Source organism: Streptomyces sp. NPDC002853, from assembly GCF_053591915.1.
The window spans coordinates 301,049-316,100 of record NZ_JBSFUS010000005.1 but is presented as its reverse complement, the minus strand read 5'-3'; the positions used below and the strand labels follow the sequence as shown (position 1 = coordinate 316,100).

Here is a 15,052-nt window from a genome sequence, read left to right as displayed (position 1 = left end):
TTCGTAACACGTGGAGCGCCCGGAGGGGCGTGGGGAAGCGCGCGACCTGCTGGTCACTGGCCCCCGGTCGCCCGTCGCTGGCGCAGTGCCGCCACCCGGCGGTAGAGCTCGACCGCCTCCGTGCCGCGGCCGAGCTGCTCCAGGCAGTGCGCCTCGTCGTTGCGGCTGGCCAGGGCGTCGGGGTGGTCGGCGCCGAGGACCTGCTCGCGGGCGGCGGCGACCCGGCGGTACTCGGTCAGGGCGTCGGCCCAGCGGCCGAGCCAGCCAAGACCCACGGCCACCTCGCGGCGGCTGACCAGGGTGTCCGGGTGGTCGCCGCCGAGGACGCGTTCGCGGATCGCGCAGACGTCGCGGGCCTCGGCAAGTGCTTCCTCCCAACGGCCCTGGCGGCCGAGGTTCACGCCGAGGCCGTGCCGGGCGCGCAGAGTCTCGGGGTCGGCGGGGCCGTTCACCCGGGTGCGGTCGTCGATCAGGTCGCGGTACAGCTCAAGGGCCTCGCCGCTGCGGCCGAGCCTGCCGAGGCTGATGCCCACCTCGTAGCGGGCGGCGAGGGTGTCGGGGTGGTCGGCGCCCAGCGCCCGCACGCGTGCGTCGGCGACCTCGCGGTACGTCTGGAGGGCCTCGGGCCAGCGGCCCAACTGGCCCAGTGCGTAAGCGACTTCGTACCGCGTGACGAGGGTGTCGGGGTGCGTGGCCCCGAGGACGCGCGCCCGCGCCGTCGCCACGTCGCGGGCCAGCTTGTAGGAGTCCTCCAGGCGGCCGAGCCTGCTGAGGTTGTACGCCAGGTTGTGCCGGCAGCGCAGCGTGTCGGGGTGATCGGCGCCCGCGGTCCGCTCACGGACGGCGAGGACCGACGTGTACACCTGATGGGCCTCGAAGTGCCGCCCCAGCTGCCCCATGACGTACGCCATCTCCTGCCGTGCGGCCAGCGTGTCCGGGTGGTCGGGGCCCAGCGTGCGCTCCCTGCCCTGGGCGACGCGGCCGTACTCCCGCAGGGCGTCGGCGGCCCGGCCGGTGCGGCTGAGCGTGAAGCCCACCTCGTACCGGCTGGCGAGCGTGTCCGGGTGGTCGGGGCCAAGGGCGTGCTCCCGCTCGGCGGCCACCGCGCGGTGCACCTCGCCCGCCTCCGCCCAGCGGCCGAGGCGCCCGAGGCTCAGGCCCGCGTTGTGCCGGCTGACCAGGGTGGCGACCACCTCGGGTGACGGGGTGGGCCGTTCGGGCCTGCGCGGGGCGGCGGCCCGGCGCGCGTCGGCGCGCGGAATCCACTCCCCGGTCAGGCCCGCCGCCGCGTCGGGCGGGGTCGTCCGCAGCTCGGAGGCGCCGTTCGCCTTGTGCCCGGTGGTCATGCCGCGGGTCCACGAGGGCAGCCGGGGCTCACGCGACGGCGCCTGCTCCGGGCGGCGCACGGACGGGGTGACGACGGTCGGGACGTACGAGGGGACCGTGCGGCCGGTGACGATGCGGCGCCCCAGTTCGCGTGCGTCGCTGGGGCGCTGGTCCGGTTCCTTGGCGAGCAGGTCGAGGACGATCTTCTCGAAGTACTCCGGCAGCTCGTCCCGGTGCGTGCGCGGCGGCTCCGGCGGGGTGTCACGGTGGCCGACGAGCACCGCCCAGGCGTCCTCCAGGTCGAACGGCGGCGCCCCGGTGGCGATCTCGTAGAGCACGCAGCCGAAGGAGTAGAGGTCGCTGCGCTGGTCGACCTGGGCGCCGCTGATCTGCTCGGGCGACATGTAGTGGGGTGTGCCCATCGCGATGCCCGTGCCGGTCAGCCGCGAGGTGAAGCCGATGTCGTGGCCGAGTCTGGCGATCCCGAAGTCGCAGATCTTCACCGTGCCGTCCGAGAGGCGCATGATGTTCGCGGGCTTCAGGTCGCGGTGCACGATGCCCTGCTCATGGGTGTACGCGAGCGCGGCGGAGACCTGGTCGGCGATCTCCACGACGTCCGCGACCGGCAGCGGATGCTGTTTGTTGTCCTCCAGGAGCTGGCTGAGGTTGCGCCCTTCGAGCAGCTCCATGACCAGATACAGGACGCCGTCGTGCTCCCCGAAGTCATGGACGACGGTGACGCCGCGGTGCTGGAGCGCTGCCGCGACCCGTGCCTCGCGCCGGAAGCGCTCACGCAGCACGCGCGTGAAGGACTGGTCGTGCTGGGGCCCCATCGGCTTGAGGCACTTCACGGCGACCCTGCGCCCGAGTGACTCGTCGCGGGCACGCCACACCTCGCCCATGCCGCCGCGCCCGATCAGGTCCAGTAGCCGGTACCGGCCCTGGATCAGCCTGGTGTCCGCCATCTCCGTCCGTCGCCCCCGTTGCCTCGCCTCGCCCTCCCCGGCTCGTCCAGTATGGCTGTCCGACTGTCGAGTTTGTACGGGGCAGGCCGGGCGCCGGGCCCGAGCCTGGCCATGGCCCGCAGAATGTGCTTCGGGGGAAGTTGCCAGCGTAGACGTGCGGGAACGGTGCGCAGGATGGTGCCGGTGGTGCTGAGCCGCCGGGTCACGGTGGCGGGCGGCGGGGCCGTTCTTCCGTACAGCTCGTGGGCGTACGGCGGCAACGAGGCGTACGCGAGGTTCGCCACGCGCCGCCACAGCAGGGCGCGCGCCGGGATCAACAGGGGGTGTGTCGGCGGCCGTTGGAGGAAGTCGTCGACGTCGCGCGCCTCGGGTCCGGCGGCCAGTTCGGGCCGCACCCGCTCGAAGTACGCGGCGAGTTCGGCGGTGGAGGCCGGTACGCCGTCGGGGTCGAGGCCGACGAGCCGGGCGCTCTCCCGTTGTTCGGCGACATACCGGTCGGCGAGTTCACCGGTGAGACGGAAGCCCGACCGGCGGGCGACGTGCAGATAGGAGTCGATCTCGGCGCAGTGCACCCACAGCAGCAGCTCGGGCTCGTCGACGCCGTACCGCTCCCCCGTGTCGGGATCGGTGGCTTTTATCATCGTGTGGATCTTCCACACCCGGGCCCCCGCCTGTTCCGCGACCTCGGTGGTGCCGTACGAGATGGTGCCCACGAAGTTGGCGGTCCGCATGAGGCGGCCCCAGGCGTCCTTGCGGAAGTCGGAGTTCTGCATGGACAGGGTTCCGTCAGCTGCAGCGATTTCCTCAGGGAGTCCATTTACCGCCTGACCTGGTGGTTGTGAGTGGCCCTCAGTGGTGCTTGCTGGCGGCGGGGGGTGTTCCCGAGTCCCCCCATTCACTCCCCACGAGCTGATGCTCCCCAAATTCCCCCCAGATCCCCCCTCGGCACCGGACCAGAAATCAGGGCTTTGATCTGCACCTACGAGCCTGCGAAGTCCTCCCCGGCGTGGCCAGGTTCGTAGGGCAGGCCAGCCTTCAGCGCAGCCTTGCGGCGGTCATGCTCTATGGCGAGGACGCAGATACGGCAGGCGCGGACTTCCTCTTCGCCGCCGTGGCGGGGGTGGACCTTCTTGACCGTGGTGGTCTCGACTTCGCCGGCCGCGGGGTGGCGGAAGCAGGCTCCGAGGGCCCATTCGTAGAGGGCGAGGATCGCCTCGTCGTCCATGTCGTTCCGTCTCCTGTGGGCTGGGCTGGCTGCTAGTGGGGTGACGCGCATAGTTCCCTCCCTGCCCAACGGAAACCGCAGGCCGAGCGTTGTTCGCCCTTTCGAGTGAACACGCGTTCGATTCTCGGACACTACCTTTAACCCTGCGGCATATGCCATGAGGCCGCAGGGTCGGAGCGTGTGGGGGGGGGGTGGGTGCGGGGACTGGGCACTCACCTCAAGATCACAGAAAGCCTCAAAACTGATGCTGACATATGATCTTGGTCGATAAAGCGTTGGACGGGTGCCCGATGAACAGCCGAGATGGATCACTGACGCCCTCAGGGCGATCGGCGACCGCATCCGCATCCGGCGCCTCCACCTGAACATGACCCAAGAGACCTTGTCGTACAACACCGACCTCGGCCGGAGCACCATCCAGCGCATGGAGGCAGGTGAGGAGATCAAGATGAGCCATCTCCTCCGCGTGGCCCACGAGCTGCGTTGCCACGTGACCGACCTCCTTCACTGACGCCATCCCTAAGTGGCGAACCATTGCTGTCCAGCATTCAAATGCATATATCCACGTGACGGAAGACTGTGGCATGGGCAGGTAAACGCATTCCGTTCGTGCCCCGTGTGAACCGATCACCCCTGGTCAAGCTGGGGGTAACGATTCACCGAACGGGCACAAGTCGTGCACGCCTCGCCCCCATGTAGCCCCGTCGAGCGTCCAGCCGGCCGTCTACGGGGCTGCGGGCGGAAGGTCAGCCCTGCTTCACTCGCCCGCGGTTCGGCCACCGCTTCTTGGTGTAGGCGTGGAAGTGATCGCCCTTGTGAGCCGGGCCGAGAGTGCAGTGCCAGACGTCGCCGGGCTTCTGATCCCAGCACAGGTCGGGGATCTGGGCGCGCGCGTACTTGGGGGCGTTCATGCGCGTTCCGCCTTCGGCTCGTCGCCGACCGCGAGAATGTGCGCGATGCGGTCTGCGCAGCTGCGCTCCGCTCCCCGCTCACCCACTTCGTACTCATAGCCGGTGATGTACCGGCCGCTCGTGAGCACAATCTCCTCGGCGAGCTGTGAGTTGAGGGGGTTGGATACGTAGAGCCGGAGTTCGGGGTCGCAGGCCGCTACGCGCAGTCCGCGGCCTTCGAGGAGTTTGCCGAGGCGGTGCAGGTCGTCGATGTCCACGCTTTGACGATCTCAATCCCGCAGGTCGGTGCGGGATATGACAACCTATGACACGGAGTGGATCATGCGGACGGTCGCAATTACGGGCACCCGGACGACGTCGCACCGCGGACTCGACGAGTACGCATCCCTGTTCGCCAGCTACCTCGGCCCGTTCTCCGACGACGCGCACTTCTACATCGGCGGCGCCAAGGGCATCGACTCCCTCGCCCTGCTGTGGCTGGCCGGGAACACGAGCGCGCAGATCACCATCGTCGTGCCCGGCCGCCTCGATCAGCAGCCCGCCGAAGCTCGGCAGGCCATCGCCCGCAGCCAGGACCGCGTCAAGGACATCATCGAGCTGAAAGCCGTCGAACTCAGGTCCCCCGCCTACCACGAGCGCAACCGGTACATGGTCGACCGCAGCAGCATGGTTGCCGGCTTTCCGCACGCCGGCGAGCCACAGTCGGGCACCTGGCAGACCCTCAACTACGCGGCCGGACTGGGGCTTCCGCGGCTGATCGTCCCCGTGTAGGCCGCATTTCCGCCATGATGGCCGAGTGGGTGACAGAACGGACGGAGCAGCGGCGCTCAAACGGCTCCGACTGCGGCGCGCCTGGTCGCTGTCCGTCCTCGCCCACGCCCTCACCGACGCCGGCCGTGACCTGCACGTCCCGCACATGCCGTCCGCGATCTCCGTTCAGCGGACCGTGTCCCGCTGGGAGGCCGGTACGGCTGCCCCCGATGACCGCTACCAGCTGCTGCTGGCCTATGTGTACGCGACGACGCGGTCCGGGCAGGTCAGCCTCGGCTCGGGCTCCGACTTCGCCGAGCTGTGCGATGCGCTGGGTCTGCTGGGGTTGAGCGAGCGGCAGATCGGCGAGACCCGCACGGCGGTGATCCGGCATCTCACCGACCGCGGCGGCTCCTCGCTGCTGGCGTTCCTCACGCCGGGCGGGCAGCAGGGTCTGGCCGCGGCGCTGTCGGATCCGTCGCGCGCCGACGACACGGTGCTCCACGATCTGACGGCGACAGTCGCGGGTGTCAACGCGCAGGTCGGCAGTCTGCCGTTCGTGCGCCTGCAGTTGATGCTCGCGCCCGCGGTCGAGGCGTGCCGCACCCTGCTCGCCGGGCCTGCGCCTGAACCGCTGCTCCCCCAACTGCGGTCGACCGCTGTGGTCGCTTCGACGCTCGCGGGCCGTCTGGCGTTCGAGACGCGTGACGATGCCGCCTCGCGTGCCCTGTATGCGGAGGCGACCCGTGAGGCGGGGCTGCTCGAGCAGCCGTGGCGGCAGGCTGGCGTCCACATGAGCCACGCCCTGGTGACCTTGTATTCGACCCGCGGCCTCGAGCCTGCGCGCCTGCTCGTCGATGAGGCGGTGCGTGCGGCGCGGTCGGGTGACAGCACCCTGGTGCGGGCCCGTGCTCATGCGCTACAGGCGGAGATCGCGGCGCGGGCGGGTCAGGAACGCCAGTCGCAGGCTGCGCTGGGTCTGGCCTGGTATGACATTGAGGGCGACCATGCCGGTGATCCGGCTCCGACGTCCTTCTCGCCCGGTCATCTGCGTGGCTTCGAGGGTGTCTGCGAGCTGTACGTCGGCGATCCGGCGGCGGCCCACGATCGGTTCGCCACCTCAGCGGCAGCACTCTCGGCGCCGAGGGAGCAGGTGCAGCGGGCGATCGTCACGACGGATCAGGCGCTGGCCCGGATCAAGATGGATGACCCGCGGGCGGCGGCCGAGCTGCTGCACGAGTGTGTGGGTGCGGCGTCGGCGACGGGTGGTCGGGTGCCTGCGATCCGGCTGCGGCGGGCCCGGCAGGAGCTGCGGCCGTGGCGGCGGGAGGACTTCGTCGCCGACCTTGATGACCATCTGATGGATGTTCTCGGCGCGTGATCGGAATATGCCGTTTCCGCTGGCTACTGGGTGATGTCGTACCCGGCGATTAAGATGATCCACATGCCCACCACTCCCCCATCGCCTGGTTCCGCACGGTCTGCGGCCGTGGTGAACGACGAGATCCGGGAGCTGCTGGCAGCGACGGGCGGCTGGTTGTACGGGCAGACGCGGGACCGCTACGAGGTGCTGATTGCCGAGTGGACGGCCGTCGCGCACGCGGAGTCGCTGCGTGGGGAGATCGTCGAGGCGGCATAGCTTTTTCCTGACGTCAGGAAAAAGCCTGGTCAGATAGCTTCCCTGGAGGGGGAGGCTACGCGCCGACTGAACGTTTCCGCGCGGCTTCGACCTCGGCCAGGCATACGTTGCACAGCGGGCTGGACGGCCGCCTGCCGTTTGACGGCCCGTACTTCTGCGCATGGTTCGGGCACTTCGCCGTCGCGCACGGTCCGGCTCCCTGGAGTGGGGGCTCGTAGGTGACCTCGTGGGCGGGGGTGCTCATGGCGATCCTGTCTGTTCGGGTTTCAACAGGATCTTACGTCGGGGGCGGCCTGGGCTACGGCCGCCACTCCTCGCGGTAGCCTGGCCGGTCCGCGTAGGGCAAGGCGAGCAGACGGAGGGCCCCGCTCAGCGTGTCGCGCCTGACGATGGCGGACTCCAGTTCCATATCCGTCATGAACAGGTCGTGCCCCTCGGTCTTCAGTTTCTCTCGGCGAACAGCGAGTTCGTCCACGGCCTGGGCGGATAGGGCGTAGCCGTTCACGATCTGCCGCTTGGCGTCGATCTCGCGCAGCACCCGCGCCGGATCATGGCGCGCGATGTGGGCGGCATCTAGCTCATCGGCGCTGCCAACTGTCCACCCACCACCCTCGATGGTCGAGCCTCCGTGGGAGCGTCCCACCCGCCAAATACCAGGGGTCGTCACCCTTCGCGTGATCCGCTCGTCGTCGTCGAGCTGCTCGCCGAGCCACTGCGCCAGGTCGTCGCTCAAGGGCCCTCCAATGCCGAGTGCCCCGCCCCTGCATCACGGGGGCGGGGCGGCAGCGCTGCAGCCACAGCGCGGATAGATACGGACAGGTTAGCGGCAGGCGCTGACAACGCGGCTGGGGTCGAACTCCGACTCGCACATTAATTCGAACACATGCTCTACTGGGTTCATGGTGCACACGAACCCCACCCCAGCCCGCACCCGCCGATCGTGGGACATCACCGACCGGCAGCAGTCCGTCCTCACCTGCATCCGCAACCACATCGTCGACCACGGCGAAGCCCCCAGCGTCCGCGAGATCGGCGCCGCCGTCGGCCTGTCCAGCCCCAGCTCCGTCCTCTACCAGCTGCGCCGACTGGAGCAGGCAGGCGCTGTCGCCAGGGCGCGCGGTACCGGCTGGCGGGACTACCGGCTCACCTGATGAACGAGACCCGCCGCATCGACGTCCTGCGCTTCCTCGAACGCGTGCAGCTCAGCGACCTGGAGCGGACCCGCAAATGGATCGCGGCCGAAGAACAGCGGGAAGCCGAACGGATCCGCGGCGAGCAGGCCCGGCCGTCGCCCCCGGACTGGCTGATCGAGCAGGGCATCGGCCAAGGCCGCCCCGCGGTCTACGTCCACGCGGGGCACTGCGACATGGCGCCGAAACCGCCGCGCGCGACGGGCATCACCGCCGATCAGGCGCGCCGCGCCCTGCACGAGGGCGTCGAGGCGTGCCCGTACTGCCGACCCGACACCGAGCTCGGCGTGCTGGAGTAGTCCGCCGCGCGCCCGCCACCGATCGACTGGAGGCTGAACCCGTGGAGTACCCGATTCCCGTAGCGCTCGCCGAGGCGGTCTCACGCCTGCCCCGGGGCGCCGGGTGGTGGTACGAGCCTAAGTACGACGGCCACCGGCTGATCATGCACCGGGATGCGGAGACGACCCGCTGCCACACCCGAGCGGGGCGCACCGTCACGAGCGCTTGGATGGACCTGGCGGGCGCAGGTCAGGAGATGCTGCGCCCCGGCACGGTGCTCGACGGCGAGGCTGTCGTATGGATCAACGGACGGCTGGACTTCTCGGCGGCTCAGTCCCGCGGCAACTCCAGCCCGAAACGAGCCGCGGCGCTGGCCAGGCAGTACCCCGCGAACTACGTCGTCTGGGACTGCCTGATGCACAACGGTGTCGATCTGCGCGGGCGGCCATACCAGGAGCGCCGGGCCGCGCTCCTCGAAGTACTCGCCGACGTACCCCCGCCAATCCAGGCGACCGCCGCGACAGACGACATCGATGTAGCCCTCGCCTGGTACGAGCACCTGCCAGCTCAGGGCATCGAAGGCGTCGTCGCGAAACGCGCCAGCAGTACGTACCGGCCCACCAGGATCTGGCGGAAGATCCGGCACGCGGAAACGGTCAACGCGGAAGTCGTCGGCTACGTCGGGCCCGCCGGCAGACCTCGCCGCATCGCCGTGCGCCTGCCTGACGGGCGCCGCGTGCTGTCGCAGGCCCTCACCGCGCAGATCGCCGCCGAGGTTGCGCGCCTGGTCGCCGACTCCGGGCCGGGACGACGGGCGCGGACCGACGACGGGGAGGCGTACACGACAACGGGCCGGGGCCTGGTGGTGGAGGTCGAGGCGGGTACGACGCGGCATGCGACCGTGGCGGTTACGCGCGTCCGCTGATTGTCAGTGCCGCCAGCGATGATGGCCGCATGGCGATCACGATGAAGAACTACGGGCTCACCTGGACCGACACCGACGGCGTGGCGCGGGCCTCCTTGTGCAGTTACGACAAGGCGAGCGCCGAGGGGCAGAAGGAGAAGCTCGTGGCGGCGAAGTGTGAGCACGTGCAGATCCACGAGATCAAAGTCGGGCAGCTGCTCCAGCCGCAGGTCTGAACGCACGAGCGCCCGCCCCCGGTACATGAGGGCGGGTGCTCGTTCGCGGAGTCTGTGACCCTTGGCCTTGCGGCTCCGGTGTCGCGTCCACCGTCGGTCGTCCCCGTTACCGGCGACTTCCTGTACGGGCCCCGAGAGACCTTCCCCCTGCCGGGGTCGGCGTTCGTGTCATGCCGATGCGACGGAGCGACGTCCCACCACGGTTGTACGTCGCCTGCCCGGAGTTGGCCCCACCGCCCCTTGAGGGGTGAGATCCCGCTCGCGCCGTTCCGGGCGGAGGTTCCTAGGACTTCCGTCGTTAAGCCCCGCGGGCCGGGCCCGACCTGCGAGGCGGTTTCAACTTCAACTGTACGGCCGCAACCTTGAAGTTCGGGCGCAGATCTTCAACTAGACCTGAACTCGCGTGCGCCCGCTCTAAGGGGAGCGGGGGCAACGTTCCGCGCTTTTCGGCGTAGCGTCCCGAGCATGAGCATCCACAAGCAGTCCGAGGCCCGACGTCTCCGTCCGCGACCCTGCGCGCACTGCAGCAAGATGAGCCGCATAGAGCGCCGGGCCGTGCCTGAGATGGTGGCCAACGTCGACCCGGACGTCTCCGTGTTCTGGTACTGCCCCGACAACCTCTGCCCAGGCCACGACGGATTCGGGGCCGAGGAACAGTAGAGCATCACAGTCCGATGTCCTCGCTGGCGGCGTCGGTCCACTTGTCGGCTTCGCGGATGTAGCCCCAGAAGGCGGGGCTGTTGTCGGCGTGGCCGGACTGTTCGCGGATCTTCTCCTCGCGCTTCCCGGCTCGGCGGCTGGTTGTGATGAATCCGGCTCGCATGCTGTGTCCGGTCAACCTGACGGCGACGCCTGCTCGTTCGGCGTTGCGGGCGATGATCTCGCGGACGGCTTCCGGGGAGAGGGTCCGGTCGCCCACGTGGCCCCAGACGTCGATGGGCAGGAAGGCGGGGCCGGTGGTGATTCCGGCTGCGGCCCGCCAGGTGAGCCAGGCGCGAACGGGGCACGTGTCGGCGTTCTTCCCGGAGGAGACGACGACGTCCCGGGGCGGGCGGCCCTTCACGGCGGGGACGTGAACTTCGAGGCCCTGGCTGACGTGGACGATCGACTCGGCACGGAGTTCGGCGACTTCGGCGGATCGTCCGGCGATTCCGAAGGCCATGAGCCAGAGGGCGCGGTCGCGGAGTCCGGTGAGGCCGTCGGCGACGGCGGCGTTCATCTGCCGGAGCTGTTCGGGGGTAACGGCTGCGGCCTTGCCCCTGCCGCGCGCCATGCGTTCGGGGTCGTTCTTCAGCGGCTTGAGGGCTTGCCGGGCGGCGACGGTCGCAGCCTTGGGGACTTCGACGCCGAGCCCGCGCGCGGTGACGGTGACGCCGGTGATCCGCCGGTCGATCGACGTGGGTGCGGCGAGCTTGATGGTGTCGAGCCAGACGACGAAGCCGACAAGGTTGCCTCTGGTTACGGCGGTCGACGGCATGCGGTGGCCGGTGCGTTCGGCGAGCCAGTCGTGGAACTCTTCCCAGAGCGCCCAGTCGTTCTTGTATCCGCGCTTGGTGTTGTCGGGGATGATCCTGTCGAGGTGCTCGTCGGCCGCCTTCTCCATGGCGGCCAGGACGGCGAGCGTCGCAGCGTCGTAGGCGGCAGGCACCGCATCCGGCTGGTGCGGGACGAGGTCGGTCACGGCTGGTACTCCTCGACTACGCCGAGGATCGCGGTGAGCTGCTGGCGCTGAGGGCAGGGGAACTCGCCAGTACCGCAAACGCATACGGTCGCCGCACGCCAGAGCAGATCGTCAGTCTCAGGGTCCTTGCGCACGCCATCCGTGACCCACGTCAAGGTGGGACGGTGCCAGCGAAGGGCGAGTCGGGCAACGTCCTTCAACTGGCTGACGCCGTTGGGGCGCTTCTCTGCGATGAGATCCGGCAGCGGATCGTAGGGCTCGGCCACGTCAGCCTGCCTTCCGTCGGTCTTCGAGGCGCGGTACGCCGAGCGCCTCATGATCGGCGCGGTCCGCTGCTGCGAGCAGCGCCATCGCGAGCTGTCGCGCGTCGGAGGCGTAGAGCGGGACGAAGTCCAGTCCGGGATACATGGACTCTGGAGTGGAGACGTACACCAGCCCGTCGGCTGAGTCCTGCTCGTCGAGGGTGCGGATCACCCACACCTTGTCCTTGGTCCCGTGCGGGGGCGTCATCTCGCGGAGGTCCCACTCACGTCCGGGCCACTGATGGTCAGGTCCGTTGATGCGGGTCGGCTTGGGTCGCTCAATGCTGCAAGCCAAGGATGCGAGGCGCTGAAGTTCGCTGCGTATCTCTCCGAGTGTCAGGTCGTCAGCCATAGCTAATTGTACCGTTTTTTCGCCCGCGATATGGCATGTTATCGAGAGCCGTCCATGGTCAACTCGGCGTGCTCCACGAGACGTTATGCGCTAGCTCACCCAAGCCTTGACGTTAACCCTTGACTGCAACTCAAGGTGCACTACCTTGAGTTCATGCCTAGCAACAACAAGCCCCGTCTCCTCCCCACCGGCAACTGCTGGTGTGGCTGCGGCCGTGAGGTCGGCCTCGGGAAGTTCTTCGCCCAGGGCCACGACAAGATTGCCGAGTCCGCGCTCATCGCCCTCAAGTACGAGGGCAGCGTTCCGCACTTCCTCCACGCCCACGGATACGGGCCCCAGCATTCGGTCACCGGAGATGCCGTCGACAAGACGGACTGGGAAGAGTGCGACGAGTGCACCACCAAGCCCGGCTACCGGGGTGCGCCCGCCAGTGTCGCCAAGCATCGGCGGATCTACCACAAGAGCAAGGAGAATTGATGTCCGACAACGAGGGAATCTCTGTCTGCCTGCACTTCCCGGATGGCGAGTCCCCTATCGTGCCGATGACCGCCGTCCCCAGGAAGGGCGACATCATCGAGTGGGACCACTCAGGCGGCTACAGCGAGTGGATCGTGACCAAGGTGAGCTGGGCCGTGAGCATGGACAGCCCCGGCATGGCTGGCCTGTTCCTCGCCGCCCACGCCGACGAGAAGTGAGCGGTCCCCGCCTGCCGTTAACAGGCGGGGACCTCCCCGAACCCTACCCACAGCACTGCGCCCCGGCCTCAAGCGAGGTCGGGGCGCAGTCGCGTCGCCGCACCCTCTCCCCCGCTCGTCGCTTCTGCCCTACGGTGTCCCTCTAGCTCAACCTTGGGGGGACATATGCGAGTTCGCGCTACAGCGGTCACGGCGGCCCTGCTGCTGGCGACTCTCACCGCATGCGGCAGCCGTGATGGCGACGGGAAGACGTCCGGGGGTATGGAGGGCGCAGCGTCGAAGAAAGTCGACTGCATGGACGGGGACATCAGCCAGACCGACTGGATGGACGACTGCGCCGAGGAAGGCGCCGGCACCGGCGGGGACGGAACCGAGGGCCAGGCGACAAGCCTGAAGTTCGGCGAGACGTACACATATCCAGACGGGATCAAGGTGAGTGTCGTCGAGGCGCGAGTCTTCACCGACTACGACTCCGAGCTGGGCGAGTCGGCCGAACCGGGAGACCGGGACTTCCGCCTGAAGATCAAGGTGGTCAATGGGTCGGAGGAGCCCTTCGCGCTGGACAGCCTGTCCACCCTGGTCGACGGCGCCACGAACGGCGGGGAGGCGAGGGCCGCGATGCTCGACCGGGGATCCGATCCGCTGGAAGGGCGTCTGGGTGCAGGCGTCACGGTGACCAAGACCGACGACAGCGCCCTGGAGACCAGGTACGGCCGGAAGATCATCGTCAGTGTGCAGCGAGACAGCAACGACTTCGGGGCGGAAGAGCCGCCCGAGTTCACCGGGAACATCAAGGACTGATCGTGCAGCGAAACGCCCCCGCTCCCCCACCGCATCAGCGGCAAGGAGGCGGGGGCGGCATCGTTCGGTCAGGCAGTCGACACCCACGGCCAGGCCGCGTCGCGACCGGACTCCAGGAGCGGGATCACGCGGAAAGCGTGGTCGGTGAGCCCGCCGAAGGTGTGGCGCCCTGCCGCACCTGACGGCATGGCGCCAGGCTTGTAGCCCGCCATGTTCCACATGTAGACCGGCACGTTCTTCGGCACGAGGTCGTCGATCATCGTCTCTCGCATGCCGCCGTGACCGAAGTAGTTGGAGGGCAGCCAGCCGGGGCGCGTCTGTTCGTCGGTGACGATGACGATGCGGTCGTGCGCGAACCAGTGCGTCTTGACGGCGGACGGAATGTCGGTGCCGTCGATCATCCCGAACTTCTCGATGTGCTTGAGGATGCTGCCACCCTTGGCCACGTCGAGCTTCTTGGAGCCGCCGCCGAACTCGACGAGCGTCGGCTTCTCGGCGCGCAAGGCAAGTGCGGCACCGAACACGGCAGCCTGTTCGGCGAGCGTGATGTCCGACCTGTTCTGCGTCGAGAAGAAGTAGCCGGGGAACATCGACGGCGACCGGTCGACGAGGATCAGCGTGCTGCCCTTGAGGCGCGGCACGTTGGCGAGCGAGTGGCCGAGGGCCTGCTCGAGGGCGTGCGCCCAGCGCAGGGACGGGGCGTGCTTGTAGGCGGCCCACCAGCGGAACGGGAACATGCGGGACTTGGCGACCTGTTCCGGGTCGGCGAACCGGGCGCAGATCTGGGTAGCGACCTCGTCGGAGACTGCAGCCTCGTCGAAGTTCCGCAGGTTTCGCGCGAGGGCCATCAGGCCCATCGACGGGATGACCGCCTCCCACGCCGCGGCGTCCATCGGCCCCTGTAGCCAGCCGGCCAGGGCCTCCCACGTCATGCCAGCAGCTTCGAGCGTGGGCGCCAGGTCGTGCCGCTCCACCATCTTCCGACGGTCTTCGATCGGCCAGGCTGCCAGTTCGTCTCTGCGACGGAGCGTCTTCAGGGTTGTCGGTATCTCGTCTTCTCCGCCGTGGCGCCGGTCGAGGGCGTGCTTGAAGAGGTCGCCCTGCCAGGCCTTGCCGTCGGCGGGTGCGGCGTGGACAAGGTTGAGGACGTCGCCGAACCGGTAGCCCTTGGAATCGGTGTCGTACTTGAGGAGCGCTCGTTCCGTGTACAGGCGCTGGACGGCGTCGGCGATGCCGCGCTTCACGGGCTTGGGCAGCTTGCGGCCGTACTTGCTGGTCCAGTAGCCGAGCATCTCCCCCGGCTCGTCGGCGCGCTGGAGGACTGAGTCGATGACGCGGCGATTCCAGCCCGCGTCGAAGGTTCCGTCGGTGGGCGCCATGGCGTTGCGTGTCGCGTCGAGTCGGGCCCACACGAACTCGGCCGCGCCCACCAGGGCGGCCGATCGCATGTTGCCCTCGCTGCGCAGCCAGCCGAGCAGGCTGGCCGTCCACTCGGGGTCCTCTACGGCCAGCTGACGGACGAGCTGCGTGTACCGATCGTCACGGTCGCCGCCCTTCTCGTAGAAGACGTCCTTGCCGACGAAGTTGGAGACGGCGAGCAAGAAGAGCTCGGAGTGGGCGTCCCGGAGGTGCCCTGTGGCGCCCTCGTAGGTGACGGTCCGCTCCCCGGTCGTGGTCACGGGCGAGTGGACGGCGGGGCGGCTGCCGCGCTGGTTGAACCTGGCCATGAAAAAGCCCCTCACGTTGGAGGGGAGGTCAGCAGTGGGGTGCCCGAGATCAGATCGGTGGCGGAGACA

22 protein-coding genes are annotated in these 15,052 nt (G+C 68.8%); 12 read left to right on the top strand and 10 right to left on the bottom strand.

Features of this window, described 5'->3' with window-relative positions; genetic code table 11:
• Nucleotides 1-53: 53 nt before the first annotated feature.
• From ACWD02_RS16080 to ACWD02_RS16070, 3 genes are all read right to left on the bottom strand, one after another.
• A complete protein-coding gene (locus tag ACWD02_RS16080) occupies nt 54-2,291 on the bottom strand; it encodes a tetratricopeptide repeat protein (protein WP_451210164.1) in 2,238 nt (745 codons plus the stop codon).
• Nucleotides 2,273-3,091 (bottom strand): oxygenase MpaB family protein, encoded by an 819-nt coding sequence (locus tag ACWD02_RS16075; RefSeq protein WP_451210786.1) that lies wholly within the window; start codon nt 3,089-3,091, stop codon nt 2,273-2,275. Before ACWD02_RS16075 ends, ACWD02_RS16080 begins: the two co-directional genes overlap by 19 nt.
• A 179-nt stretch (nt 3,092-3,270) precedes the next feature.
• Complete coding sequence (locus ACWD02_RS16070; RefSeq protein WP_451210161.1) at nt 3,271-3,516, bottom strand: hypothetical protein; 246 nt, start codon at nt 3,514-3,516, stop codon at nt 3,271-3,273.
• Between the two features lie 283 nt (nt 3,517-3,799).
• Here ACWD02_RS16070 and ACWD02_RS16065 point away from each other — a divergent pair, with 283 nt between their 5' ends.
• Nucleotides 3,800-4,027, top strand: a complete 228-nt coding sequence (locus ACWD02_RS16065) for a helix-turn-helix domain-containing protein (protein WP_451210158.1) — start codon at nt 3,800-3,802, stop codon at nt 4,025-4,027.
• A gap of 235 nt (nt 4,028-4,262) precedes the next feature.
• Here the strand turns inward: ACWD02_RS16065 and ACWD02_RS16060 are convergent, their stop codons facing one another.
• Together ACWD02_RS16060 and ACWD02_RS16055 are read right to left on the bottom strand one after the other, a co-directional pair.
• On the bottom strand, nt 4,263-4,427 hold the full coding sequence (locus ACWD02_RS16060; RefSeq protein WP_451210155.1) for a hypothetical protein: 165 nt from the start codon (nt 4,425-4,427) through the stop codon (nt 4,263-4,265).
• On the bottom strand, nt 4,424-4,684 hold the full coding sequence (locus tag ACWD02_RS16055) for a hypothetical protein (protein WP_451210153.1): 261 nt from the start codon (nt 4,682-4,684) through the stop codon (nt 4,424-4,426). Before ACWD02_RS16055 ends, ACWD02_RS16060 begins: the two co-directional genes overlap by 4 nt.
• 64 nt (nt 4,685-4,748) lie before the next feature.
• On the opposite strand from ACWD02_RS16055, the gene ACWD02_RS16050 reads away from it, so the two are divergent.
• The 3 genes from ACWD02_RS16050 to ACWD02_RS16040 all read left to right on the top strand — a co-directional run bounded on the left by ACWD02_RS16050 (nt 4,749) and on the right by ACWD02_RS16040 (nt 6,816).
• Nucleotides 4,749-5,198 carry a hypothetical protein gene (locus tag ACWD02_RS16050; protein ID WP_451210151.1) on the top strand — a complete coding sequence of 150 codons (450 nt, stop codon included), beginning with the start codon at nt 4,749-4,751 and terminating at the stop codon, nt 5,196-5,198.
• A gap of 145 nt (nt 5,199-5,343) precedes the next feature.
• Complete coding sequence (locus ACWD02_RS16045) at nt 5,344-6,558, top strand: hypothetical protein (RefSeq protein WP_451210148.1); 1,215 nt, start codon at nt 5,344-5,346, stop codon at nt 6,556-6,558.
• Nucleotides 6,559-6,621: 63 nt separating this feature from the next.
• Nucleotides 6,622-6,816: a hypothetical protein gene (locus ACWD02_RS16040; protein ID WP_451210145.1), complete on the top strand. Its 195-nt coding sequence runs from the start codon at nt 6,622-6,624 to the stop codon at nt 6,814-6,816.
• Nucleotides 6,817-7,114: 298 nt separating this feature from the next.
• Here ACWD02_RS16040 and ACWD02_RS16035 read toward each other — a convergent pair whose 3' ends face one another.
• Nucleotides 7,115-7,549, bottom strand: a complete 435-nt coding sequence (locus ACWD02_RS16035; RefSeq protein WP_451210142.1) for a DUF6221 family protein — start codon at nt 7,547-7,549, stop codon at nt 7,115-7,117.
• Between the two features lie 166 nt (nt 7,550-7,715).
• Here ACWD02_RS16035 and ACWD02_RS16030 point away from each other — a divergent pair, with 166 nt between their 5' ends.
• From ACWD02_RS16030 to ACWD02_RS16010, 5 genes are all read left to right on the top strand, one after another.
• A complete protein-coding gene (locus ACWD02_RS16030) occupies nt 7,716-7,967 on the top strand; it encodes a LexA family protein (RefSeq protein WP_451210139.1) in 252 nt (83 codons plus the stop codon).
• A complete protein-coding gene (locus tag ACWD02_RS16025) occupies nt 7,967-8,305 on the top strand; it encodes a DUF6233 domain-containing protein (RefSeq protein ID WP_451210136.1) in 339 nt (112 codons plus the stop codon). Before ACWD02_RS16030 ends, ACWD02_RS16025 begins: the two co-directional genes overlap by 1 nt.
• A 41-nt stretch (nt 8,306-8,346) precedes the next feature.
• Entirely contained in the window at nt 8,347-9,210 is an 864-nt protein-coding gene (locus ACWD02_RS16020; RefSeq protein WP_451210133.1) for an ATP-dependent DNA ligase, read from the top strand.
• A 29-nt stretch (nt 9,211-9,239) separates the two neighbouring features.
• Entirely contained in the window at nt 9,240-9,425 is a 186-nt protein-coding gene (locus ACWD02_RS16015; RefSeq protein ID WP_451210131.1) for a hypothetical protein, read from the top strand.
• 465 nt (nt 9,426-9,890) lie between these two features.
• The gene (locus ACWD02_RS16010; protein WP_451210129.1) at nt 9,891-10,085 is read left to right on the top strand and encodes a hypothetical protein; all 195 of its coding nucleotides are present in this window, start codon (nt 9,891-9,893) and stop codon (nt 10,083-10,085) included.
• A gap of 4 nt (nt 10,086-10,089) precedes the next feature.
• Here ACWD02_RS16010 and ACWD02_RS16005 read toward each other — a convergent pair whose 3' ends face one another.
• The 3 genes from ACWD02_RS16005 to ACWD02_RS15995 are packed head-to-tail and all read right to left on the bottom strand — an operon-like array spanning nt 10,090 to nt 11,760.
• The gene (locus ACWD02_RS16005; RefSeq protein ID WP_451210126.1) at nt 10,090-11,106 is read right to left on the bottom strand and encodes a tyrosine-type recombinase/integrase; all 1,017 of its coding nucleotides are present in this window, start codon (nt 11,104-11,106) and stop codon (nt 10,090-10,092) included.
• Nucleotides 11,103-11,372 (bottom strand): hypothetical protein, encoded by a 270-nt coding sequence (locus tag ACWD02_RS16000; protein WP_451210124.1) that lies wholly within the window; start codon nt 11,370-11,372, stop codon nt 11,103-11,105. Before ACWD02_RS16000 ends, ACWD02_RS16005 begins: the two co-directional genes overlap by 4 nt.
• Nucleotide 11,373: 1 nt before the next feature.
• The gene (locus ACWD02_RS15995; protein ID WP_451210121.1) at nt 11,374-11,760 is read right to left on the bottom strand and encodes a hypothetical protein; all 387 of its coding nucleotides are present in this window, start codon (nt 11,758-11,760) and stop codon (nt 11,374-11,376) included.
• A 153-nt stretch (nt 11,761-11,913) separates the two neighbouring features.
• Here ACWD02_RS15995 and ACWD02_RS15990 point away from each other — a divergent pair, with 153 nt between their 5' ends.
• The 3 genes from ACWD02_RS15990 (at nt 11,914) to ACWD02_RS15980 (ending at nt 13,256) form a co-directional block, all read left to right on the top strand.
• Nucleotides 11,914-12,237, top strand: coding sequence for a hypothetical protein (locus ACWD02_RS15990; RefSeq protein ID WP_451210118.1), 324 nt, complete (start codon nt 11,914-11,916; stop codon nt 12,235-12,237).
• Nucleotides 12,237-12,455, top strand: a complete 219-nt coding sequence (locus tag ACWD02_RS15985; RefSeq protein WP_451210115.1) for a hypothetical protein — start codon at nt 12,237-12,239, stop codon at nt 12,453-12,455. The genes ACWD02_RS15990 and ACWD02_RS15985 overlap by 1 nt, the downstream gene beginning before the upstream one ends.
• Nucleotides 12,456-12,749: 294 nt before the next feature.
• A complete protein-coding gene (locus ACWD02_RS15980; protein ID WP_451210113.1) occupies nt 12,750-13,256 on the top strand; it encodes a hypothetical protein in 507 nt (168 codons plus the stop codon).
• A gap of 68 nt (nt 13,257-13,324) precedes the next feature.
• On the opposite strand, the gene ACWD02_RS15975 is transcribed toward ACWD02_RS15980, so the two are convergent.
• Nucleotides 13,325-14,983 carry a TROVE domain-containing protein gene (locus ACWD02_RS15975; protein ID WP_451210110.1) on the bottom strand — a complete coding sequence of 553 codons (1,659 nt, stop codon included), beginning with the start codon at nt 14,981-14,983 and terminating at the stop codon, nt 13,325-13,327.
• Nucleotides 14,984-15,052: the final 69 nt, after the last annotated feature.